Source organism: Kitasatospora sp. NPDC088548 (assembly GCF_044753005.1).
GTDB lineage: Bacteria > Actinomycetota > Actinomycetes > Streptomycetales > Streptomycetaceae > Kitasatospora.
In genome coordinates, this window is sequence record NZ_JBIVMI010000001.1 from 143,205 (window position 1) to 164,623 (window position 21,419).

A 21,419-nucleotide genomic window follows, 5' to 3' on the forward strand; every position below is an offset into this window, starting at 1 on the left:
GGGGCGGACAGCCCGGTGGGGAAGGCGGCCGCCCCGGCCCGGTCACCCCCGGCTGTGGTCTCCGGTCCGCCCGTCGATCAGCTCCCGCAGGATGTCCATGTGGCCCGTGTGCCGGGCGGTCTCCGTCGTCATGTGGATCAGCACCCAGCGCAGCGACACCTCGTCCCCGAACCAGGCCCGGCCGACGTCGTCCAACTCCAGCTCCCCGATGACGAGATCGGCCGCCGCCCGGGCACGGGCGTAGAAGGTCAGCACGTCCGCGGTGGACTCGTCCGGCCGCACCCGGAGATCGGACTCCTCGTCCTCGGTCAGGTCGAACGGCAGCGGCCCGGTCGCACGGCCGAACGTCTCGCAGAACCAGCCGAGTTCGACCCCGCCCAGGTGCTTCACCAGGCCCAGCAGATTCGTCCCCGACGCCGTCACCGGCCGCCGCAACTGCTCGTCGTCCAGCCCCTCCAGCTTCCACAGCACCGCGTCGCGATGCCGGTCGAGAGCCGTGAACAGGCTCTCCTTCTCCCCGCCCCGGAAGGGCACACGCTTCGTCATGCGCGGACCCTAACAGGCCCCCGGGCCGGGCGGACCCCCACCGACCCTGGGCCGGTGGGAGATCCAACCTCCCACCGGCCCAGGGCTGTTCAGCGAGCCGCCCGCTCGACCGGGACCCAGAGCTGGGCCTGCGCCCCGCCGCCGTCCGGCAGGAAGCGGGTGCGCAGGATCTCCGGTCCCGAGCAGGACTCGTACGGGTTGGACGGGAACCACTGGGTGTAGACGTCCCGCCACATCTCCTGCAGGGCCTGCGGGAACGGGCCGGTGCTGGTGAACACGGCCCAGCTGCCGGCCGGCACCACCCGGACGTCCAGGTCGTCCGGGACGACGGCCTCCGAGGACGCCACCACCGCGTGGTAGTAGTCGAGTTCGGACCCTTCCTCGCGGCTCTCCGAGAGGTGCTCGGTGACCGAGACGATGCCGTCCGGCTCCGGGCCGGAGAGCGCCGAGATCCGGGCGACGGTCTCCTGGTCGAGACCCTGGATGAACGCGGCGATGGCCGGGTTCACCCCCTCGCAGACCAGCGGCACCCGGGTCCGCCTGCCCACCACCCGGAACTCGGGCTTCTCCACGATGCGGTACTCCATACTGCTACTCCCTTCCACGACGAGTCGGAAGGACATCCGGGGCTGGGACCGCAGCGCCGCACCACCGCGCCGGGCCTCCCCGGGCCCGACGCCGTGCATCGCCCGGAACGCCCGGGCGAACGCCTCCCCCGAGGTGTAGCCGCAGCGGACCGCCACCTCCAGCAACGTCCGTTCGCCGGACAGCACTTCGGCCCCGGCAACGGTCAGCCGCCGACGCCGGACGTACTCCGACAGCGGCATCCCGGCCAGCGCGGAGAACAACCGCCGGAAGTGGTACTCCGACGTCATCGCGATCCGCGCCAGTTCGGCCACCTCGACCGGCTGGTCGAGCCGGTCCTCGATGTGCTCCATGGCCCGGTTCAGCTGCTCCAGCATGCCAGCCCCCGTCCTTCCCTTACTGCTCACCACCGTAGAAAGGACCCACCCTGCCGCACCCGACATCCTGTGCCCGCTCCGGTCGGGTCCGGCAGACGGCACGGCACCACCGTTCCGGCCCAGCCCCCGACGAACGACGAACGGCAAGCATCGAGCGGCCAACGGCGAACGGCCCGGGCCCCCGGCCGGTCACGAAGGACCGACCGGGGGCCCGGGTCAGCAGAGCCGCGGGAGGACCCGCGGAAGGGTGCGCAGGATCAGATCAGGCCCTGCGCCAGCATCGCGTCCGCGACCAGCTCGAAGCCCGCGATGTTCGCGCCCACCACGTAGTTGCCCGGGCTGCCGTAGCGCTCGGCCGTGGTGAAGCAGGAGTCGTGGATGTGCCGCATGATCTCGGCGAGCCGCTCCTCGGTGTGGGCGAAGGTCCAGGAGTCGCGCGAGGCGTTCTGCTGCATCTCCAGCGCGCTGGTGGCGACGCCACCCGCGTTGGCCGCCTTGCCCGGCGCGAAGGCCACGCCCGCCTCCTGGAGGACCCGGACGGCCTCCGGGGTGGTGGGCATGTTGGCGCCCTCGGCGACCGCCTTGACGCCGCCCCGGACGAGCGCGAGCGCGTCCGTCTCGTCCAGCTCGTTCTGGGTGGCACAGGGCAGCGCGACGTCGCACGGCACGCTCCAGACGCCCGGACCGGCGACGAACTTGACGTGGCCGCCGCGCAGTTCGGCGTACTCGGAGATCCGGCCGCGGCGGACCTCCTTGACCTCCTTGAGCAGGGCGAGGTCGATGCCCTTCTCGTCCACGACGTAGCCGGAGGAGTCGGAGCAGGTGACCACGGTCGCGCCGAGCTGCTGCGCCTTCTCGATCGCGTAGATGGCGACGTTGCCCGAGCCGGAGACGACCACCCGCTGGCCCTCCAGGCTCTCGCCCCGGCTGCGCAGCATCTCGGCGGTGAAGAGCACGCAGCCGTAGCCGGTGGCCTCGGTGCGGGCCTGCGCGCCGCCCCAGCCGAGGCCCTTGCCGGTGAGGACGCCGGACTCGTAGCGGTTGGTGATCCGCTTGTACTGGCCGAAGAGGTAGCCGATCTCGCGGCCGCCGACGCCGATGTCACCGGCCGGGACGTCGGTGTACTCGCCCAGGTGGCGGTGGAGCTCGGTCATGAAGGACTGGCAGAACCGCATGATCTCGGCGTCCGAGCGGCCCTTCGGGTCGAAGTCGGCACCGCCCTTGCCGCCGCCGATCGGCATCCCGGTGAGCGCGTTCTTGAAGATCTGCTCGAAGCCGAGGAACTTGACGATGCCCAGGTTGACGGACGGGTGGAAGCGCAGGCCGCCCTTGTAGGGGCCGAGCACGCTGCTGAACTCGACCCGGAAGCCGCGGTTGACGTGGATGCCACCCTTGTCGTCCGACCACGGCACCCGGAAGATCAGCTGGCGCTCGGGCTCGCAGATCCGCTCGATGATCCGGGCGTCGACGAACTCGGGCCGCCTGGCCAGCACCGGGCCGAGGGTCTCCAGGACCTCCCGGACAGCCTGGTGGAACTCCAGCTCGCCCTGGTTGCGGCGCAGAACCTCGGCGTAGAGGGACTCGATGACACGGTTCTCGGCGTCGTGGGACGCGGAGGAACGAGAGGTGACCGGCATCAGATTCAGGACCTTCCGTGGTCGTCAGTCGCGCGCGAGACGTCCCGTATCGGGGAACGCCGGCGGTCCCCCTCGCCATTGAGGGCATCGCGCTGTCCTTGCGCGCCGAAGCGGCATACAGGACCGCTGTTATCCGGGTAGTGTCCCAGTGTTAACACCCCATGTACGACCCCATCCACATGGTGGAACCGCTCTGCCACGATGCGGCCCGCGCCCAACTCTCCGAATAGCGGACATTCCCCGGCGCCACGCCCCCTCGACCGACCGCTCGCCCCGCCACACCCCGCCCGACCGTGAGCAAGCTCACAGCCGGCGGGCGCCCCGGGTGCCGGTTCCCGGGGGAGCGCCCCCGGTGCGTTTGACGGAGCGGTGTCCGGGGCCGCATTGTTCCGACCCGAACATCCGTCCGGGCATCCGGGCGGCCGTCCGGGAGGAATCGCCACCGCGCCATGCCGAACAACGACGCCGACACCACCGGCAGCACAGCCGAACCCGCGCCCGCACCCGAGACCTCCGCCGACCGGTTGAAGTCCCGCTGGGCGGAGCCGGAGGGGCCGGTGCCGCCGTGGTACCGGCGGGTGTCACGGCGGACCTGGAAGGTGTCGGGCGGCGTACTGGCTGCACTGGTGGCGGCCGGACTGCTGGCCACCGTGCTCGGTCCGGACGACCCGGTGCGGAACCGGCTGGACCCGGTGCAGAGCATCGGCGACCTGGCCAGGGAGCCGGACACCTCGGGCTCGTACGCCGCCCGGAACGCGGAGATCTTCCCCGACACCCTCGCCTACCTCCGCTTCCGCGAGCACTTCGTCACCGGCTACCGCCGACCCGGTTCCACCGGGACCGATTTCATCGTGATCGGCGCCACCGGCAACTTCTCCAGCCCGGTCCGCGAACTGGACGACCTGCTCGGCGGGCCGGACCCGTCGCTCGCCCCGGTCACCGTCGGCGGCCACGCCCCGCAGGCCCCCACCGCCCCGTACACCGCCTTCCCGGCCGGCCCGCTCGGCGGCGCCCTCAAGTGCTCCGCCACCCCGAACGGGCACGGTGACGTCCTCGCCGTCTGCGCCTGGGCCGACTTCACCACCGTCGGCAGCGTCACCGACCTCACCCAGAACGCCGCCGACCTCGACCTCCCCGGCCTCGCCGAGCGCACCCGCACCATCCGCGCCGCGATGACCAGCCGGGTGAAGTAGCGTCCACCGCCGCGCCCTGGCGCCGGCGCCGGCCCCAGCGGTCGGCGCCGGCGCCGTTTCCTTTCCCGCCCCGTCCCGCTTCCCGCTCCCCGCCGCTGCCGCTGCCATTGCCACGGCGGGGGAAGGACTCGCGGAAGCTTGTTGTTCAAATTGGAACTACCTAGTACGGTCGACTACCGGAACACCACCCCAGTAACGGAGGCCCCACCCATGCCGCAGCCCGCCACGCCGCAGCCCGGCCCCGCCACCGTGCGTTCGCGTGTGCGCATCCCGCTGACCTTCCCGGACGGCTACCGCGCCGAGGCCGAGGTCTTCACCTTCCACGGCCTGGCCGACGGCGCCGAGCACCTGGCGCTGGCCTTCGGCGAGGTGTCGCAGGGCGGGACGCCGCTGGTCCGGCTGCACTCGGAGTGCCTGACCGGCGACGTGTTCGGCTCGGACCGGTGCGACTGCGGACCGCAGCTGCGCGAGTCGGTGGAGCGGATCAGCGAGGCGGGCGGCTACCTGCTCTACCTGCGGCAGGAGGGCCGGGGCATCGGCCTCTACAACAAGCTGGACGCCTACGCCCTGCAGGACTCCGGCCTGGACACCTACGACGCCAACACCGCGCTCGGCCTGCCCGAGGACGGGCGCGACTACACCGCCGCCGCCCAGATGCTCGCCGCGCTCGGCGCCACCGGCATCGACCTGCTGAGCAACAACCCGGACAAGGCGGCGCAGCTGGCCGGCCTCGGCATCGCCGTCGAGCGCCGGGTGCCGACGGGCGTGCACCTGTCGGCGAGCAACGTCCGCTACCTGCGGGCGAAGGTGGAGCGCACCGGCCACTCGATCGAGCTGTCCCGCCTGGTCGGCTGAGCGGCGGACGCGCGGACGGTCCGGCGCGGGAGGGCCGGCCGGCTCAGTCCTCGACCGGTCGTCCCTTCGGCTCCTCGGTGATCCGGCGGGCGATCTCGCCCGGCCGCACCGGGCGGCCGAAGTGCCAGCCCTGGGCCCAGTCGCAGCCGATGGTGCGCAGCCGCTCGGCGTCCCGCCGGGTCTCCACGCCCTCGGCCGTGACGGTCAGGCTCAGCGCGTGCGCCATCGACACCAGGCCGCTGACGATCCGCCAGCCGGTGGACTCGTCCTTGCCCGGGTCGTGCAGGTCGCCGACGAAGGAGCCGGCGATCTTCAGGCCGGAGACCGGCAGGTCGCGCAGGTAGGCGAGGTTGGACCAGCCGGTGCCGAAGTCGTCCACGGCGAGCGAGACGCCGAGGTCGACCAGCCCGTGCAGGGTGCGCAGCGCCTCGTCCTCGGGGCCGACCACGGTGGACTCGGTGATCTCCAGCTGGAGCCGGGCCGGGTCCAGGCCGGTGGAGTCGAGGATCCGGCCGAGGTCGGTGACCAGAGCGGCGCTGCGGGCCTGGCGGACCGCCAGGTTGACGTTGAGCTGGGGCGCGTCGTCGCCGAACCGCTTGATCCAGTCGGCGGCCTGGCCGCAGGCCTGCTCCAGCACCCACCGGCCGAGCGGCATGATCAGGCCGGTCTCCTCGGCGGTGGTCACGAACTCGTCCGGTCCGAGCACGCCGAGCTGCGGGTGACGCCAGCGCACCAGCGCCTCCACGGCGGCGAGCCGGCCGTCGGCCAGCGCGTAGAGCGGCTGGTAGTCGATGAAGAACTCGCCCCGGTCGAGGGCGGCCGGCATCCGCACCGAGACGGCGTAGCGGCTGACGGCGCGGGCGTTCTCCTTGGGGTCGAACAGCGTCCAGCGGCCGCGGCCGGCCTCCTTGGCCCGGTACAGCGTCAGGTCGGCGGCGCGGACGGCGGCGCCGGGGGTGGTGGTGGAGACCCGGCGCTCCAGCACGCCCACGCTGGCGCCGACGGCGAGCTTGTGGTCCCCGATCAGCACTGGCCCGGCCAGCGCCTTGAGGACGGTCTTGGCGGCGGCGACCGCCTCCTGTTCGCCCCGGCAGTTCTCCAGCAGCACCACGAACTCGTCGCCGCCGAGCCGGGCGACCAGATGGCCGAGCGGGGTGAGGGCGGCCTTGAGCCGGTCGGCGACGGCGGAGAGCAGTTGGTCGCCGGTGTCGTGGCCGAGGCTGTCGTTGACCACCTTGAACCCGTCGAGGTCCACGTAGCAGAGGCCGAACCGGGCGCCCGGGTCCGGCTCCTCGAAGAGCTTCTCCAGCCGTTCGAAGAAGGCCGCCCGGTTGGGCAGACCGGTCAGCGGGTCGTGGGTGGCCTGGTGGCGCAGTCGCTCCTGGAGCCGGTAGCGGTCGGTGACGTCCTCCAGCATGGCGACCTGGTACACCGGGCGGCCGTCGTCGTCGCGGATCAGCGAGACCGTGAGGTGGGTCCAGACCACCTCGCCGTCCTGCCGGTAGTACGGCTTGTCGAACTGGAAGTAGTCCCGTTTGCCGCTGATCAGCTCCTCGTACGCCTCCCAGACGCCGGGGGTGTCCTCGGGGTGGACGAGGTCGCCGACCCGACGGCCCTGCATGTCCTCCGGGCCGGCGCCGAACAGCTCCTGGAGGGCGCGGTTGACGGCCAGGATGTTGCCGTCGGTGTCGCCGATGCCGATGCCGATGGCCGCGCTCTCGAAGAGCGCGCGAAAGCGGGCCTCGGAGGCGCGCAGGGCCCGTTCGGCCTCCTTGCGGGCCACGTCGGCGGCGGTCATGATCGCCTCCTGCTCGCGCAGGGTGCGCTCGCGCAGGGCGTCGGCCCAGCCGGCCGCGAACGCGCCGCAGAGGACGGGCCCGCGGCCGTCGGCGACCGGCTGTTCCTGCAGCAGTTCGACCGCCCGGGCCAGCACCACCGGGTCGGTGAAGTGCGCGTCGACGAGCTCGGCGCCGGCCCGGGCGGCCAGGTGCGGTTCGAACGGCTCGTCCAGCTGGGCCCGGTGGAGCAGCGCGGCGGTCCGGGAGATCAGCCGGCCGAGCAGGCCGGGGTGGACCGCCGTGCCGTGGTCGCCGGAGAGCAGCCGCGCCCAGTCCTCGTGGAACCGTTCGGGGCTGCTCGGCACCGGCGCTCCGCTCACGGACGGAACCCCACGCCCGCCACCCCGGTCATCCGCTCGGGGTGCTGCCCGACCGCCTCCGGCTGGTCGGGCCGCCACTGCGGCAGGTAGACCACGCCCGGCTCGACCAGCTCGAAGCCGGTGAACATGGCGGTGATCTGCTCGTGGGTGCGCATGGTCAGCGGGGTGGGGGTCCGCTGGTAGAGCTTCTGGTGGTCCTCCGCCTGGTCGGGGCGGCCCTCCAGGGAGGCGTGCGAGAGGACCAGCGCGCTGCCGGGCGGGAGGGCGTCATGCAGCACCGAGAGCAGCTTCCGCGGCTCCTCGGCGTCGCTGACGAAGTGCATGACGGCGACCAGCAGGACGCCCACCGGTTCGCCGGCCGCCAGCAGGGCCTTCACCTCGGGGCGGCTCAGCAGGTCGTCGATGTCCCGGAGGTCGGCCTGGACGACGGCGCTCTGCGGGTCGTTCTCCAGCAGCAGCCGGCTGTGCGCGACGGCGACCGGGTCGCGGTCGATGTAGACGACCTCGGTCTCGGGGCGGATCGCGCGGGCGTGCTCGTGCACGGCGCCGAAGGTCGGGATGCCGGAGCCGATGTCCAGGAAGCGGGTGATGCCCCGCTCGGCGAGGAACTGCACGGCCCGGCGGAGGAAGGCCCGGTTGGAACGCATGATCTGGGGCAGCTCCGGCCAGAGGGCGATCGCCTTGCGGGCCATCTCCCGGTCCACCTCGAAGTTGTGCGATCCCCCGAGGTAGTAGTCGTAGACCCGTGCGGCGTTCGGTTTGTCCAGGTCCGTGCCCTCCGGTACCCAGTTCGGTCGCCGCATCTTCGGGACTCCTTCACTCCGGTTCTGAGGACGCAGCGATCTGAAGAGATGGCTGCGACAGATGAGACTACAAGCACAAAAGATCCTCCTCTGCACGCTGAACGCGTGCAAGCGGAGTTCTGCCGTCCTGCCCGGGTGGCAGCGGGGGCCGGAAACGGACCTGACCGCCGGACGGAACGAGGACGGAACGAGAGCGGACGCCCTAGCCTGACGGCGGACCGGGCCGTCTCACACCCTACGGAGGCCCCCATGACGACCGCGCCGGACGACTTCGGCTTCGGACTGCCCTTCGACCGGGCCGGGACGGGCAGCAGCAAGTGGGCGCGGACGGCCGGCGGGCCGGACGGGGTGATCGCACTGGGTCTGGCCGACATGGACCTGCCCGGTCCGCCGGCCGTCGCCGAGGCGCTGGCGCGACGGGCGCGGCACCGGGCGTACGGGTACACGGCCTGCGATCCGGCCGGGCGGGCCCTGGTGGCCGACTGGTACCGGGCGCGGCACGGCGTCGCGGTGGACCCGGCATGGGTGCTGCTGCTGCCGTTCGGGCCCCGGACCGCCGTCCGGCTGCTGCTGGAGGCGGTCCGCCCGGCCGGGCCGGTGCTGTTCCCGACGCCCGAGTGGGGCGGCTTCGCCCAGCTCTGCCGGGCCGCCCGGCTGCCGTACCGGGAGATCCCGCTGGTCCACGACGGTAACGACGGCACCGGCGACCGCACCGGCACCGGCTACCGGCTGCCGCTGGACGCCTTCGCCCGGCACCGGCCCGGGGCGGTGCTGTTGAGCAGCCCGCACAACCCGTCCGGCCGGGTCTGGACGGCGGCGGAGATCCACGGGCTCGCCGAGGCCGCGGCGCGGGCGGGCGGGGTGCTGCTCTCCGACGAGGTGCACGGCGACCTCACCCACCCCGGCCACCGCCACCCCGTCGCGGTGGCCGTGGCGGGCCCGCTGCGCGACCGGACGGTCACCCTCAACTCGGTCGGCAAGACCTTCAACACCTCCGGCATCCCCAGCTGCTTCGCACTCGTCCCGGACCCGGCGCTGCGCGGGCGGCTCGGCGAGGTGATGGCCGGGTACGGCCTCTGGGAGGGCGGGCTGCTGGAGCAGGTGGTGCAGCGGGCGGCGCTGCGGCACGGCGGGCCGTGGCTGGACGCCCTGCTGCGTCATCTCGCCACCGCCCGGGACGAGTTGACCGCTGTGCTCGGTGACGCCGTCCGCTCCGCGCCACAGGCCTCGTACCTGCTCTGGCTGGACGCCGCCGCGCTCGGCCTGCCGGCCGCGGACGCCCGGGCGGCGCTGCTGGAGCGCTGCGCCCTGGAGGTCTCGGACGGCGCCGACTTCGGGCCCGGCGGGCGCGGCGGACTCCGGCTCAACTACGCCCTGCCCGGCCCGGAGCTGGCGCGGGCACTGGCCCGGCTGGCCCGGCTGCGAAAGCCCTGATTCACCCGATTGCACCACCTCTGACCTGCGGATACATCTCTTCACGAGATGTTTGCGGAGCAGGCCCGCATGGTCCGTAGCAGACTGGGCAGAGTAGACCGGGCCGCAATCGTGATCCCGAGGATGGTGAGTCCGGTGATACCCGTTCGCCCGACCAGCCCACCCACCAGCCCACCCGACCGGCAGAGCGCGGAACCGCCCCCGGGCGGGGTGACGCCACTGACCGAGTCGGCGGCGCGCAGCCACATGTCAGGTGTCTGCTTCAAGATCGGACCTCCCCGGCTGGTCGGCATCGAAGTCGAGTGGTTCGTCCACGACAACCGATGTCCGACCGGCCCCGTCCTACCGGAGCGGCTGCACGCCGCGTTGGACTCACTGCCACTCGGCGGCCCGGACGGGACCTCACTTCCCTCCGGCGCCCGTCTCACCCTCGAACCCGGCGGTCAGGTCGAGCTCAGCTCCCCGCCCGCCCCCGGCCTCACGGCCTGCGTCGACGAAACCCGGCGCGATCTCGCCGCCCTGCGGGCCGCCTTCGCGGCGCAGGGCCTGCGTCTCACGGGTACCGGTACCGATCCGCTGGCCCGCCCCCGTCTGATGGTCCTGGACCACCCTCGCTATCTGGCGATGGAACGATTCTTCGACTCGGCCGGGCCCTGGGGCCGGATCATGATGACCGGCACCGCCTCCGTCCAGGTCTGCCTGGACGCCGGGGCCGAGGAGGGCCCGCAGGCGCTGGACCGGCGCTGGCGGCTGGCCCACCGGCTGGGCCCCGTCCTGGTCGCGGCCTTCGCCAACTCCCCTTTACTCGACGGGAAGCCGACCGGCCACCGGTCCACCCGGCAGACCGTCTGGTCCAGGATGGACCCCTCCCGCACCCTCGCCCCCGGCCCGGACCACGGCGACCCGCGCGAGGCCTGGTCCCGCTACGTGCTGGACGCCGAGGTGCTCTGCATCCGCCGACCGGGCGGGCTGCCCTGGACGGCCCCGGCCGGACTGACCTTCCGCGACTGGCTGGCCGGCGCCGGCGAACGCCCGCCCACCCTGGCCGACCTGGACTACCACCGCACCACGCTCTTCCCTCCGGTACGGCCGCAGGGCCACCTGGAGCTGCGGATGATCGACGCCCAGCCCGGTGACGGCTGGATCGTCCCGACCGCCCTGGTCACCGCGCTGCTGGAGGACCCGCCGGCCGCCGACGCCGCGCTGGCCGCGCTGGAGCCGCTGGGGTGCGCCGACGGCCCGCTGCCACCGCGCAGCGACGTCTGGCGCCGGGCCGCCACCCTGGCCGTCGCCGACCCGGGGCTGCGCCGCGCCGCCCTCGCCTGCTTCGCCGCCGCCGACGCCGCGCTGGGCCGTCTGCCCGGCGCCGAGCGGCTGCGCGCCGTCGTCGCCGAGTACGCCGAGCGCTACCCCGCGCGCGGCCGCTGCCCCGCCGACGACCAGTTGGACGCCCTGCGCGCCGGCACCCGCCCCACTCCCCCGGAGGAGGCCGCACCATGATCGACGACGCCCGCCCGACCGACGCCCCCGCCGACGCCCCCGCCACCCCGGAGGCGCTGCGCGAGACGATCGCGAACGAGCTGCTGGCCGCCCGGGCCCGGACCGCCGCGCTGACCGACTGCGTCGGGGAGCGCGACCTCACCGCCCAGCACTCCCCGCTGATGTCCCCGCTGGTCTGGGACCTCGCCCACATCGGCAACCAGGAGGAGCTCTGGCTGCTGCGCAACGTCGGCGGCCGCGACCCGATGCACCCCGAGATCGACCCGCTCTACGACGCCTTCGAGCACCCGCGCGCCGAGCGCCCCAGCCTGCCGCTGCTGCCGCCCGGCGAGGCCCGCGCGTACGCCCACGAGGTCCGCGGCCGGGTGCTCGACCTGCTGGCCGCCAGCCCGCTGGAGGGCGCACCGCTGCTGGACGCCGGATTCGCCTTCGGCATGATCGCCCAGCACGAACAGCAGCACGACGAGACCATGCTGATCACCCATCAGCTGCGGTCGGGCGAGCCCGTCCTGGCCGCTCCCCCGCCGCCGCCCGCACCCGCCGACGCGGCCACGCTGCCGGCCGAAGTCCTCGTCCCCGCCGGGCCGTTCACCATGGGCACCGACACCGAGCCGTGGGCGCTGGACAACGAGCGCCCGGCGCACCGGGTCGAACTGCCCGCCTTCCTGCTGGACACCACGCCCGTCACCAACGGCGCCTATCAGCGGTTCATCGCCGATGGCGGCTACGACGAGCCGCGCTGGTGGACCGCCGAGGGCTGGGAGCACCGGCAGCGGGCAGGGCTGACCGCCCCGCTGTTCTGGCACCGCGAGGACGGCCAGTGGCTGCGCAGGCGGTTCGGCCTGCTGGAGCCGGTGCCCGGGGACGAGCCGGTGCTGCACGTCAGCTGGTACGAGGCGGACGCGTACGCGCGGTGGGCCGGCCGGCGGCTGCCGACCGAGGCGGAGTGGGAGAAGGCCGCCCGGCACGACCCGGCCACCGGCCGCTCCCGCCGCTACCCGTGGGGTGACGGCGCACCCTCCCCCGGGCACGCCAACCTCGGCCAGCGGCATCTGCGCCCGGCCCCGGCCGGCAGCTACCCGGGCGGCGAATCCCCTTATGGGGTACGTCAGTTGATGGGCGACGTCTGGGAGTGGACGGCCAGCGACTTCCGGCCGTACCCGGGCTTCCGGGCCTGGCCGTACCGGGAGTACTCGGAGGTCTTCTTCGGGCCCGAGTACAAGGTGCTGCGCGGCGGCTGCTTCGCCGTCGCGCCGGTCGCCTGCCGGGGCACCTTCCGCAACTGGGACTATCCGGTCCGGCGGCAGATCTTCGCCGGGTTCCGCACCGCCGCCGACCCGGCGGCCGGCTGATGTGCCGCCATCTCGCCTATCTGGGCGAGCCGGTGGCGCCCCGGGAACTGCTGGTGGAGCCGCCGTTCGGGCTCTACCGGCAGTCCTGGGCGCCCCGGGTGCAGCAGTACGGCACGGTCAACGCGGACGGCTTCGGCCTCGGCTGGTACGCGGACGGCGACGAGGTGCCCGCCCGCTACCGGCGGGCCGGGCCGATCTGGGCGGACGCCTCGTTCGCGGACCTCGCCCGGGTGATCCGCACCCGGGCGCTGCTGGCGGCCGTCCGCTCGGCCACCGAGGGCTGCGCGCCGGGCGAGGCGGCGGCGGCGCCGTTCGCCGCCGGGCGCTGGCTGTTCAGCCACAACGGCGCGGTGACGGGCTGGCCGGAGAAGCTGGACGCGCTGGCCGGACTGCTGCCGCCCGCCGAACTGCTGGACCTGGAGGCCCGGACGGACTCGGCGCTGCTCTGGGGCCTGGCGCTGCACCGGCTGCGGGCGGGCGCCGAGCTCGGCGCGGCGCTGGCCGGCACCGTCGCGGACGTGGCCGCGCACACCACCGGCCGGCTCAACCTGCTGCTCACCGACGGCCGGACGCTCGCCGCGACCGCCTGGGGCGACACCCTGCACCACCGGACCCTGCCGGGGCGCGGCGTGCTGGTCGCCTCCGAGCCGTACGACGACGACCCGGCCTGGACCGCCGTCCCGGACCGCTCGCTGCTGCTGGCCGGCCCCGAGGGCGTCACCATACGCCCGCTCCCGGCCGGCTGAGGCCCGGCCGCGCGAACGTCACACTCCCCCTCTCCTTCACCTTTTGAATAGAGGATCGACCTGTCATGAGCACATTTGATCTCACCCGCCTGCTGCCCGCCGACCACTTCAGCACCGCCCTGCGGCACGACGTGCGGCGGGGCCTGACCGCCGAGCCCAAATGGCTGCCGCCGAAGTGGTTCTACGACGCCCGGGGCAGCGAACTGTTCGAGGAGATCACCCGGCTGCCGGAGTACTACCCCACCCGGGCCGAGCGGGCCATCCTGACCGCCCGGGCCGGCGAGATCGCCGCGGCCACCCGGGCCCGCACCCTGGTGGAACTGGGCTCGGGCTCCTCCGAGAAGACCAGGCTGCTGCTGAGCGCGCTGCGCGACCTCGGCACCCTGCACACCTACGTGCCGGTGGACGTCAGCGAGAGCGCGCTGGCCTCGGCCGGCGAAGCGCTCGCGGCCGAGTACCCGGGGCTGGCCGTGCACGGCGTACTGGCCGACTTCACCGCCCGGCTCGGGCTGCCCCCGGACGGCGGACCCCGCCTGGTCGCCTTCCTCGGCGGCACCCTGGGCAACCTGCTGCCCGCCGAACGGGCGACCTTCCTGCGCGGGCTGCGCGCCGCGCTCGACCCCGGCGACTTCCTGCTGCTCGGCACCGACCTGGTCAAGGACCCGCGGGTGCTGGTCGCCGCCTACGACGACGCGGCCGGGGTGACCGCCGAGTTCAACCGCAATGTGCTCAACGTGCTGAACCGGGAGCTGGAGGCGGACTTCGACCCGGACGCCTTCGAGCACGTGGCGGTCTGGGACGCCGGGCAGGAGTGGATCGAGATGCGGCTGCGCTCACTGCGCGCGCAGACCGTGAAGATCCCGGCCCTGAACCTGCCGGTCCACTTCGACCGGGGCGAGGAGCTGCGGACCGAGGTCTCGGCCAAGTTCCGCCGGGAGCGGGTCACCGAGGAACTGGCCGCGGCCGGGCTGCGGCTGGACCACTGGTGGACGGACGACGAGGGCCGGTTCGGGCTGTCGCTGGCCACCCCGGCCTGATCTGCCCGCACCCCGGCCGCCCGCACCCCGCCTGCCCTTACCCGGCCGAGTTTGATCGTTCACTTTACTAATACTCAGAGCAAAATCTGAGCTTCCCGATGTACAACACTTGAACATTGAGGGGTTACGATCTCGGCTACCGAACTCAGCGTTGAGTACCAGGAGTCAAGATCGTGAGCGTCACCAAGCAGCCCTTGGAGTCCGCCGGGTCTCCGTCTCCGAGGCCCGCCGGGCCCTCGGGGACGGAGACCGCGTCCTCCGGCCGCCTCGGCTTCGTCGTCTTCATCACCGCCGTCGCGGCCCTCGGCGGGTTCCTGTTCGGCTACGACAGCTCCGTGATCAACGGCGCCGTCTCCGGCATCCAGGAGAAGTTCGGCGTCGGCGACGGCGTGACCGGTCTGATCGTCTCCTCGGCACTGCTCGGCTCCGCCGTGGGCGCCGCGCTGGCCGGGCGGTTCGCCGACCGGCACGGCCGGATCACGGTGATGAAGGCGGGCGCGCTGCTCTTCGCGGTGAGCGCCGTCGGCTCGATGCTGCCGTTCTCGGCCTGGGACCTCGCCTGCTGGCGGGTCCTCGGCGGGGCGGCCATCGGCATCGCCTCGGTGATCGCCCCGACCTACATCGCCGAGGTCGCGCCGACCAGGTACCGGGGCCGGCTGGCCTCCTTCCAGCAGGCCGCGATCGTGCTCGGCATCGCGATATCCCAGCTGGTCAACTGGATGCTGGCGAACGCCGCCGGCGGTGAGACCCGCGGCCACCTGCTCGGTCTGGAGGCCTGGCAGTGGATGCTCGGCATCTGCGTCGTGCCGGCCGCCGTCTACTTCGTGCTCGCCTCGACCATCCCCGAGTCCCCCCGCTATCTGATCTCGGCCGGCCGGCTGGACGAGGCCCGCGCCGTACTCGCCGAGGTCGAGGGCGAGGGCTCCGACACCGGGGCCCGGATCGCCGAGATCAGGGCACTGATCGACTCCGACCACCGGCCGCGCTTCCGCGACCTGCTGGGCGGCCGGTTCGGCCTGCTGCCGATCGTCTGGGTCGGCATCGGCCTCTCGGTCTTCCAGCAGCTGGTCGGCATCAACGTGATCTTCTACTACTCGTCGATCCTCTGGCAGTCGGTCGGCATCGACCAGAGCAACTCGCTGCTGATCAGCTTCATCGGCTCGGTCATCAACATCCTGGGCACCGTGGTCGCGATCCTGCTGGTGGACCGGATCGGCCGCAAGCCGCTCGCCCTGATCGGCTCCGCCGGGATGGCCCTCGCGCTCGGCGCCTGCGGCTGGGCGTTCTCCGCCGCCACCGGCAGCGGCGACAACGTCACCCTCCCCGACCTCCAGGGCACCGTCGCGCTGATCGCCGCCAACGCCTTCGTGCTGTTCTTCGCGATGTCCTGGGGTGTGGTCGTCTGGGTGATGCTCGGCGAGATGTTCCCGAACCGGATCCGGGCCGCCGCGCTCTCCGTCGCCGCCTCCGCGCAGTGGATCGCCAACTGGGCGATCACCGTGTCGTTCCCGTCGCTCTCGCGCTGGAACCTCTCGGCGACCTACCTGGTGTACGCGGCCTTCGCCGCGTTGTCCGTCCTCTTCGTGGCGCGGTTCGTGAAGGAGACCAAGGGCATCCGACTGGAGGACATGGGCTGATCCGACAGTCGGACCGGCCCAAACCCTATCGCCAATCGCCCGGGTGCGGGGCCGAATCGTTCACTCCCTGCGGTGGGCCGCACACCTCCGGTACTCCTGTCCGGCAGGAGGGATGTGTCCTTGATCTTCAACCGGCTCCGTACCCGCAGACCCGTGACGGCCCCGGCCGACGGCTGCCCGTTCGCCCATGCGCACCCCGCGCCCGGGCCGCCGCTCGTTCCCGAACCCCCGCCCCGGGCGGGGCACTTCACCGACCCCGGCCAGGCCGCCGCCTTCGTCCGGCAGTTCCACCGCGAGCAGCCCGGCACCGGTGACCCGGCCGCGCGGGTCCGGGCCGTCCTCGACGAGATCGACCGCACCGGGACCTACCGGCAGACGTCCGCCGAACTCACCTACGGCGCCCGGCTCGCCTGGCGCAACGCGGCCCGCTGCATCGGCCGGCTGTACTGGCGCAGCCTGGTGGTGCGCGACCTGCGGCAGCTGTCCTCCGCCGACGACATCGCCACCGAGTGCTTCGAGCACCTGCGGCTGGCCGGCAACGGCGGCCGGATCCGCCCGGTGATCTCGGTGTTCGCCCCCGACCGGCCCGGCCGGCCGGCCGCCCGCGTCCTCAACCAGCAGCTGGTCCGCTACGCCGGCCACCCGGCCGGGGACGGCGGCTGGATCGGGGACCCGGCCGGCGCCCAGCTGACCGCCCGCGCCCGGGACCTCGGCTGGAAGTGCGGCGGGGAGCGGTTCGAGGTGCTGCCGCTGCTGGTCCAGGAGCGGCCCGGCGCCCGGCCCCGCTGGTACGGACTGCCGGACGACACCACGCTGGAGGTCCGGCTCACCCACCCCGACCACGCCTGGTTCGCGGAGCTCGGCCTGCGCTGGTACGCGGTGCCCGCGATCAGCGACATGACGCTGGAGATCGGGGGCGTCCACTACCCCACCGCGCCGTTCAACGGCTGGTACATGGGCACCGAGATCGGCGCCCGCGACCTGGCCGACGCCGACCGGTACGACATGCTGGCGACGGTCGCCGGCCGGCTCGGCCTGGACACCTCCAGCGCGCGCACCCTCTGGCGCGACCGGGCGCTGGTGGAGCTCAACATCGCGGTGCTGCACTCGTTCCAGGAGGCCGGGGTGACCATCGCCGACCACCACACCGAGTCGGAGCGGTTCCTGCGGCACATCGCCCAGGAGCAGCGGCTGGGGCGGCCCACCCCCGCCGACTGGAGCTGGATCGTGCCCCCGGTCTCCGGTGGGCTCACCCCCGTCTACCACCGGTACTACGACCCGGTGGACCCCTCGCTGCGGCCGGCCTTCGTGGCCCGCGAGCCCTGGTGATCCGGGTGCTCCGGCTGGTCCGGGTGGCCCGGGTGGCCCGGGCGCCCCTGCCGGACGGTCCGTTCGTAGCGTAGGGCGAGGCCGTCGAGGAGCGCCTCCAGCCCGGTCTCGAAGGCGCCCTCGTCGACCGCCCCCCGGTGCTCCGCGAGCCGGTGGGCCTCGCCCAGGTGCGGGTAGTCGGCCGCGTCGTACAGCCCGGCGTCCTCGGGAAAACCGGCCGCGAAGGAGGCCAGCGCCGAGCCGGTGACGAAGTACCGCATCAGCGCGCCGATCCGGGTGGCCTGCCCGCGCGGCCAGCCCGCCTCGACCAGGCAGCCGAAGACCGCGTCGGCCAGCCGCAGCGCGTTCGGCCGGCGCCCGGGGCCCTGGGCGAGCACCGGGACGATGTTGGGGTGCGCGGCGAGGGCGGCCCGGTAGGAGCGGGCCCAGTCGCGCAGGGCGGCGGGCCAGGGCACCCCGGCGGTGAACATCGACAGGTCGACCTCGCCCATCACGCTGTCCACCACCGCGTCCAGCAGGTCGTCCTTGGTGGCGACGTGGTTGTAGAGGGACGGCCCGCTGACCGACAGCTCGGTGGCGAGGCGGCGGGTGGAGAGCGCGTCCAGGCCCTCGGTGTCGATGAGCAGCAGAGCGGCGGTGACGATGCGCTCGCGGCTGAGCAGGGGGGTGCGCGGGCGGGCCATCGTCGCGGTTCCTCCGGTCGAGTGGGGTGGGGACCGATTCTGGCAGGCGCCTCTTCCCAGCGCGGCCCGGTCGGCGTTACAGTCCCGGTAAAACTTGCAGCGCTAGTTTAACGAGGCCGCGATGAATCTGGAGCTGTCCGAGGAGCAGGCCGCCGTCCGCGACCTGGCGGCGGCCTTCACCGACCGCGAGATCGCGCCGTACGCCGCCGCGTGGGACCGCGCCGAGTCCGTGGACCGCGCGATCGTCGGCAAGCTGGGGAGGCTCGGCTTCCTCGGCCTCACCCTCCCCGAGGAGCACGGCGGCAGCGGCGGCGACCACCTCGCCTACTGCCTGGTCCTGGAGGAGCTGGGCCGGGGCGACTCCGCCGTGCGCGGGATCGTCTCGGTCTCGCTCGGCCTGGTCGCCAAGTCGGTCGAGGCCTACGGCAGCACGGAGCAGAAACGGCACTGGCTGCCCCGGCTCACCTCCGGCGAGGCGCTCGGCTGCTTCGCGCTCACCGAGCCCGGCACCGGCTCCGACGCCGCCGCCCTCACCACCCGGGCCGTCCGGGACGGCGGGGACTGGCTGATCACCGGCACCAAGACGTTCATCACCAACGGGACGTGGGCGGACGTCGCCCTGCTCTTCGCCCGCACCGGGGAGGCCGGCCACCGCGGCATCACCGCCTTCCTCGTCCCGACCGGCCTGCCCGGCTTCGCCCGCACCGAGATCCACGGCAAGCTCGGCCTGCGCGGCCAGGCCACCGCGGAACTCGCCCTCGATGCCGTCCGCGTGCCCGACAGCGCCCGGCTCGGCCCCGAGGGCAAGGGCTTCACCGTGGCGATGGCCGCCCTCGCCAAGGGCCGGATGTCCGTCGCGGCCGGCTGCGTCGGCATCGCCCGGGCCTGCCTGGAGGCCGCCGTCCGGTACGCGGGCGAGCGCGAGCAGTTCGGCCGGCCGATCGCCGCGCACCAACTGGTGCAGGAGCTGCTCTCCGACATCGCGGTGGACGTCGAGGCCGCCCGGCTGCTCACCTGGAAGGCCGCCGACCACATCGACCGCGGCCTGCCGTTCGCCACCGAGTCCTCCGTCGCCAAGCTCTACGCGAGCGAGGCCGCCGTCCGGGCCGCCAACAACGCGCTCCAGGTGTTCGGCGGCTACGGCTTCACCGACGAGTACCCCGTCGGCCGGTACCTGCGCGACGCGCGGGTGATGACCCTCTACGAGGGCACCAGCCAGATCCACAAGCTGCTCATCGGGCGGGCGCTCACCGGCGTCAACGCCTTCTGAGCCGGGGAGAACCCCCCGCCCGGGGAGAACCCCCGCCGCACCGACACCGCGACCGACACCGCGATCGAGATCGAGATCGAGATCGACACCATGATCGACAAAGCGATATCGACAAAACGATAAGGAGCCCGACGACGTGCGTCCTGTCTACTTCGCCGCAGCCCGCCGCACACCCATCGGCCGGCTGCGCGGAGCGCTCGCCACGGTCCGCCCCGACGACCTCTCGGCCACCGTGCTGCGCGCCCTGCTCGCCGACGTACCCGCCCTCGACCCGGCCCGGATCGACGACGTCTACTGGGGCGCCGCCAACCAGGCCGGCGAGGACAACCGCAACGCCGCGCGGATGGCCGTCCTGCTGGCCGGCCTCCCCGACACCGTGCCCGGCGCCACCGTCAACCGGCTCTGCGCCTCCGGCCTGGAGGCCGTCACCATGGCCGCCCGGGCGATCGGCTCCGGCGAGGCCGACGTGGTGCTGGCCGGCGGCTGCGAGTCGATGACCCGAGCGCCCTTCGTCCTCCCCCGCCCCGACGAGGCGCTGCCGCACCGGATCGAGACCTACGACACCCGGCTCGGCTGGCGGCTCACCAACCCCCGGATGGCCGACCTGCACGGCGTGCTCAGCATGGGCGAGACGGCCGAGGAGGTCGCCGTCCGCCACGGCATCGGCCGGGAGCGCCAGGACGCCTTCGCGCTGCGCAGCCACCAGCGGGCCGCCGCCGCCCGCAAGGACGGACACTTCGACGCCGAGCTGATCCCGGTCGAACGCCCGGACGGGGTGACGGTCCACCAGGACGAGGGCATCCGCGAGGACACCAGTCTGGAGAAGCTGGCCCGGCTGAAGCCGGCCTTCCGCCCGGGCGGCACGGTGACGGCGGGCAACGCCTCGCCGATGAACGACGGCGCGGCCGGGCTGGTGCTGGTCAGCGAGGAGGCCCTGGCCGGGCTGGGCCTCCGGCCGCTCGGCCGGTACGTCGCGGGCGCCTCGGCCGGGGTGCACCCGGACGTGATGGGCATCGGCCCGGTGCCGGCCACCCGGAAGGCGCTCGGGCGGGCCGGCTGGTCGATCGACTCGCTGGAGGAGGCCGAGCTCAACGAGGCGTTCGCCGCCCAGGTGCTGGCCGGCACCGACCAGCTGGGCCTCGACCCGGAGCTGGTCAACCCGACCGGTGGGGCGATCGCGCTCGGCCACCCGCTGGGCGGCTCCGGCGCCCGCATCCTCACCACCCTGCTGCACCGGATGCGCCGCACCGGCGCCGGGCGCGGGCTGGCCACCATGTGTGTGGGCGTCGGTCAGGGCACCGCCGTCCTCGTCGAGAACGTCTCTTGAGGGAGTTGCTGTGACTCGTTTCGCAGGCAGGGTCGCCGTCGTCACCGGTGCGGCGCAGGGCATCGGCGCGGCCACCGCGCGGCTGCTGGCGGAGGAGGGCGCGGCCGTGGCCGTGGTCGACCTGAGCGCCGAGCGGGCCGCCGGGACGGCCGGGGAGATCACCGCCAAGGGCGGCACCGCGCGGGCGTACGGCTGCGACGTGGCCGACTACGAGGCGGTGGAGGCCGTCTTCGCCGAGATCGCCCGGGACCTCGGCGGGGTGCACATCCTGGTGAACAACGCCGGGATCACCCGGGACAACCTGTTCTTCAGGATGCCCAAGGCCGACTGGGACGCGGTGCTGACGGTCAACCTGACCAGCGCCTACAACTGCTGCCACGTCGCCCAGACCTACATGGTGGCGCAGAAGTACGGCAAGATCGTCTCGCTCAGCTCGCGCTCGGCCCTCGGCAACCGGGGCCAGGCCAACTACGCCGCCGCCAAGGCCGGGATCCAGGGGCTGACCGCCACCCTGGCGATCGAGCTGGGCCCGTTCAACATCAACGTCAACGCCGTCGCCCCCGGCTACATCGCCACCCCCATGACGGCCGCCACGGCCGAACGGGTCGGCGCCACCGCGGAGGAGCACCAGGCGGACGCCTCCGCCCGGACGCCGCTGCGGCGGGTCGGGCGCCCCGAGGAGGTCGCCTCGGTGGTGGCCTTCCTGGCGAGCGAGGACGCCTCGTACGTCAGCGGGCAGACGCTGTACGTCAATGGTGGAGCTCGGTGAGATGATCTGACGTTTCATCAGCATGCCGTCCCCGGTGCCGGGTTACCTTCACCTGGGACGGCCTTTACCTTTTCCCGTGGTCAGGCATGACCATGCCGACGGTTCCAAATGACTATGGCATGATCATGCGGCTCTCGATGGGATGGCCGGACCGACCCGACCGGACCAGGTCGGGCCCTGC

General features: G+C 73.3%; 18 protein-coding genes. 12 read left to right on the plus strand and 6 right to left on the minus strand.

From position 1 onward, the window contains the following. Positions 1-42: 42 nt before the first annotated feature. From ACIP82_RS00635 to gdhA, 3 genes are all read right to left on the minus strand, one after another. Entirely contained in the window at positions 43-546 is a 504-nt protein-coding gene (locus ACIP82_RS00635) for a DinB family protein (protein ID WP_363606534.1), read from the minus strand. An 89-nt stretch (positions 547-635) separates the two neighbouring features. Beyond that, entirely contained in the window at positions 636-1,508 is an 873-nt protein-coding gene (locus ACIP82_RS00640) for a GyrI-like domain-containing protein (RefSeq protein WP_400649370.1), read from the minus strand. A gap of 257 nt (positions 1,509-1,765) precedes the next feature. Continuing rightward, positions 1,766-3,145, minus strand: a complete 1,380-nt coding sequence (gene gdhA / locus ACIP82_RS00645; protein ID WP_363606530.1) for an NADP-specific glutamate dehydrogenase — start codon at positions 3,143-3,145, stop codon at positions 1,766-1,768. 449 nt (positions 3,146-3,594) lie between these two features. Between gdhA and ACIP82_RS00650 the strand changes: the two genes are divergently transcribed. Next, complete coding sequence (locus ACIP82_RS00650) at positions 3,595-4,338, plus strand: hypothetical protein (protein ID WP_400649374.1); 744 nt, start codon at positions 3,595-3,597, stop codon at positions 4,336-4,338. Between the two features lie 210 nt (positions 4,339-4,548). Further along, positions 4,549-5,193: a GTP cyclohydrolase II gene (gene ribA / locus ACIP82_RS00655; protein WP_363606527.1), complete on the plus strand. Its 645-nt coding sequence runs from the start codon at positions 4,549-4,551 to the stop codon at positions 5,191-5,193. 43 nt (positions 5,194-5,236) lie between these two features. On the opposite strand, the gene ACIP82_RS00660 is transcribed toward ribA, so the two are convergent. Beyond that, on the minus strand, positions 5,237-7,336 hold the full coding sequence (locus ACIP82_RS00660) for a putative bifunctional diguanylate cyclase/phosphodiesterase (RefSeq protein WP_400649377.1): 2,100 nt from the start codon (positions 7,334-7,336) through the stop codon (positions 5,237-5,239). 11 nt (positions 7,337-7,347) lie between these two features. Then, positions 7,348-8,154, minus strand: a complete 807-nt coding sequence (locus ACIP82_RS00665; protein ID WP_363606523.1) for an SAM-dependent methyltransferase — start codon at positions 8,152-8,154, stop codon at positions 7,348-7,350. Between the two features lie 249 nt (positions 8,155-8,403). Between ACIP82_RS00665 and ACIP82_RS00670 the strand changes: the two genes are divergently transcribed. The 7 genes from ACIP82_RS00670 to ACIP82_RS00700 all read left to right on the plus strand — a co-directional run bounded on the left by ACIP82_RS00670 (position 8,404) and on the right by ACIP82_RS00700 (position 17,189). Beyond that, a complete protein-coding gene (locus ACIP82_RS00670) occupies positions 8,404-9,588 on the plus strand; it encodes an aminotransferase class I/II-fold pyridoxal phosphate-dependent enzyme (RefSeq protein ID WP_400649380.1) in 1,185 nt (394 codons plus the stop codon). Positions 9,589-9,798: 210 nt separating this feature from the next. Further along, complete coding sequence (gene egtA / locus ACIP82_RS00675) at positions 9,799-11,088, plus strand: ergothioneine biosynthesis glutamate--cysteine ligase EgtA (protein WP_400649382.1); 1,290 nt, start codon at positions 9,799-9,801, stop codon at positions 11,086-11,088. After that, complete coding sequence (egtB, locus tag ACIP82_RS00680) at positions 11,085-12,440, plus strand: ergothioneine biosynthesis protein EgtB (protein ID WP_400649385.1); 1,356 nt, start codon at positions 11,085-11,087, stop codon at positions 12,438-12,440. The genes egtA and egtB overlap by 4 nt, the downstream gene beginning before the upstream one ends. Beyond that, positions 12,440-13,186: an ergothioneine biosynthesis protein EgtC gene (egtC, locus tag ACIP82_RS00685; RefSeq protein WP_363606517.1), complete on the plus strand. Its 747-nt coding sequence runs from the start codon at positions 12,440-12,442 to the stop codon at positions 13,184-13,186. Before egtB ends, egtC begins: the two co-directional genes overlap by 1 nt. A gap of 65 nt (positions 13,187-13,251) precedes the next feature. Then, a complete protein-coding gene (egtD, locus tag ACIP82_RS00690; protein WP_363606515.1) occupies positions 13,252-14,223 on the plus strand; it encodes an L-histidine N(alpha)-methyltransferase in 972 nt (323 codons plus the stop codon). Positions 14,224-14,417: 194 nt separating this feature from the next. After that, positions 14,418-15,860, plus strand: a complete 1,443-nt coding sequence (locus ACIP82_RS00695) for a sugar porter family MFS transporter (RefSeq protein ID WP_400650282.1) — start codon at positions 14,418-14,420, stop codon at positions 15,858-15,860. Positions 15,861-15,974: 114 nt separating this feature from the next. Then, entirely contained in the window at positions 15,975-17,189 is a 1,215-nt protein-coding gene (locus ACIP82_RS00700) for a nitric oxide synthase oxygenase (protein ID WP_400649389.1), read from the plus strand. Here ACIP82_RS00700 and ACIP82_RS00705 read toward each other — a convergent pair. Further along, complete coding sequence (locus tag ACIP82_RS00705; protein ID WP_400649392.1) at positions 17,132-17,872, minus strand: TetR/AcrR family transcriptional regulator C-terminal domain-containing protein; 741 nt, start codon at positions 17,870-17,872, stop codon at positions 17,132-17,134. The genes ACIP82_RS00700 and ACIP82_RS00705 overlap by 58 nt on opposite strands. A 121-nt stretch (positions 17,873-17,993) precedes the next feature. Here ACIP82_RS00705 and ACIP82_RS00710 point away from each other — a divergent pair, with 121 nt between their 5' ends. From ACIP82_RS00710 to fabG, 3 genes are all read left to right on the plus strand, one after another. Further along, positions 17,994-19,142 (plus strand): acyl-CoA dehydrogenase family protein, encoded by a 1,149-nt coding sequence (locus ACIP82_RS00710; protein WP_400649394.1) that lies wholly within the window; start codon positions 17,994-17,996, stop codon positions 19,140-19,142. Positions 19,143-19,278: 136 nt separating this feature from the next. Further along, positions 19,279-20,469: a thiolase family protein gene (locus ACIP82_RS00715; protein WP_400649396.1), complete on the plus strand. Its 1,191-nt coding sequence runs from the start codon at positions 19,279-19,281 to the stop codon at positions 20,467-20,469. Between the two features lie 10 nt (positions 20,470-20,479). After that, a complete protein-coding gene (gene fabG / locus ACIP82_RS00720; protein ID WP_363606508.1) occupies positions 20,480-21,238 on the plus strand; it encodes a 3-oxoacyl-ACP reductase FabG in 759 nt (252 codons plus the stop codon). Positions 21,239-21,419: the final 181 nt, after the last annotated feature.

Coding starts and splice junctions, on each gene's coding strand:
- ACIP82_RS00635 (WP_363606534.1), bottom strand. CDS start 546: ATGACGAAGCGTGTGCCCTTCCGGGGCGGGGAGAAGGAGAGCCTGTTC.
- ACIP82_RS00640 (WP_400649370.1), bottom strand. CDS start 1,508: ATGCTGGAGCAGCTGAACCGGGCCATGGAGCACATCGAGGACCGGCTC.
- gdhA (WP_363606530.1), bottom strand. CDS start 3,145: ATGCCGGTCACCTCTCGTTCCTCCGCGTCCCACGACGCCGAGAACCGT.
- ACIP82_RS00650 (WP_400649374.1), top strand. CDS start 3,595: ATGCCGAACAACGACGCCGACACCACCGGCAGCACAGCCGAACCCGCG.
- ribA (WP_363606527.1), top strand. CDS start 4,549: ATGCCGCAGCCCGCCACGCCGCAGCCCGGCCCCGCCACCGTGCGTTCG.
- ACIP82_RS00665 (WP_363606523.1), bottom strand. CDS start 8,154: ATGCGGCGACCGAACTGGGTACCGGAGGGCACGGACCTGGACAAACCG.
- ACIP82_RS00670 (WP_400649380.1), top strand. CDS start 8,404: ATGACGACCGCGCCGGACGACTTCGGCTTCGGACTGCCCTTCGACCGG.
- egtB (WP_400649385.1), top strand. CDS start 11,085: ATGATCGACGACGCCCGCCCGACCGACGCCCCCGCCGACGCCCCCGCC.
- egtC (WP_363606517.1), top strand. CDS start 12,440: ATGTGCCGCCATCTCGCCTATCTGGGCGAGCCGGTGGCGCCCCGGGAA.
- egtD (WP_363606515.1), top strand. CDS start 13,252: ATGAGCACATTTGATCTCACCCGCCTGCTGCCCGCCGACCACTTCAGC.
- ACIP82_RS00705 (WP_400649392.1), bottom strand. CDS start 17,872: ATGGCCCGCCCGCGCACCCCCCTGCTCAGCCGCGAGCGCATCGTCACC.
- ACIP82_RS00710 (WP_400649394.1), top strand. CDS start 17,994: ATGAATCTGGAGCTGTCCGAGGAGCAGGCCGCCGTCCGCGACCTGGCG.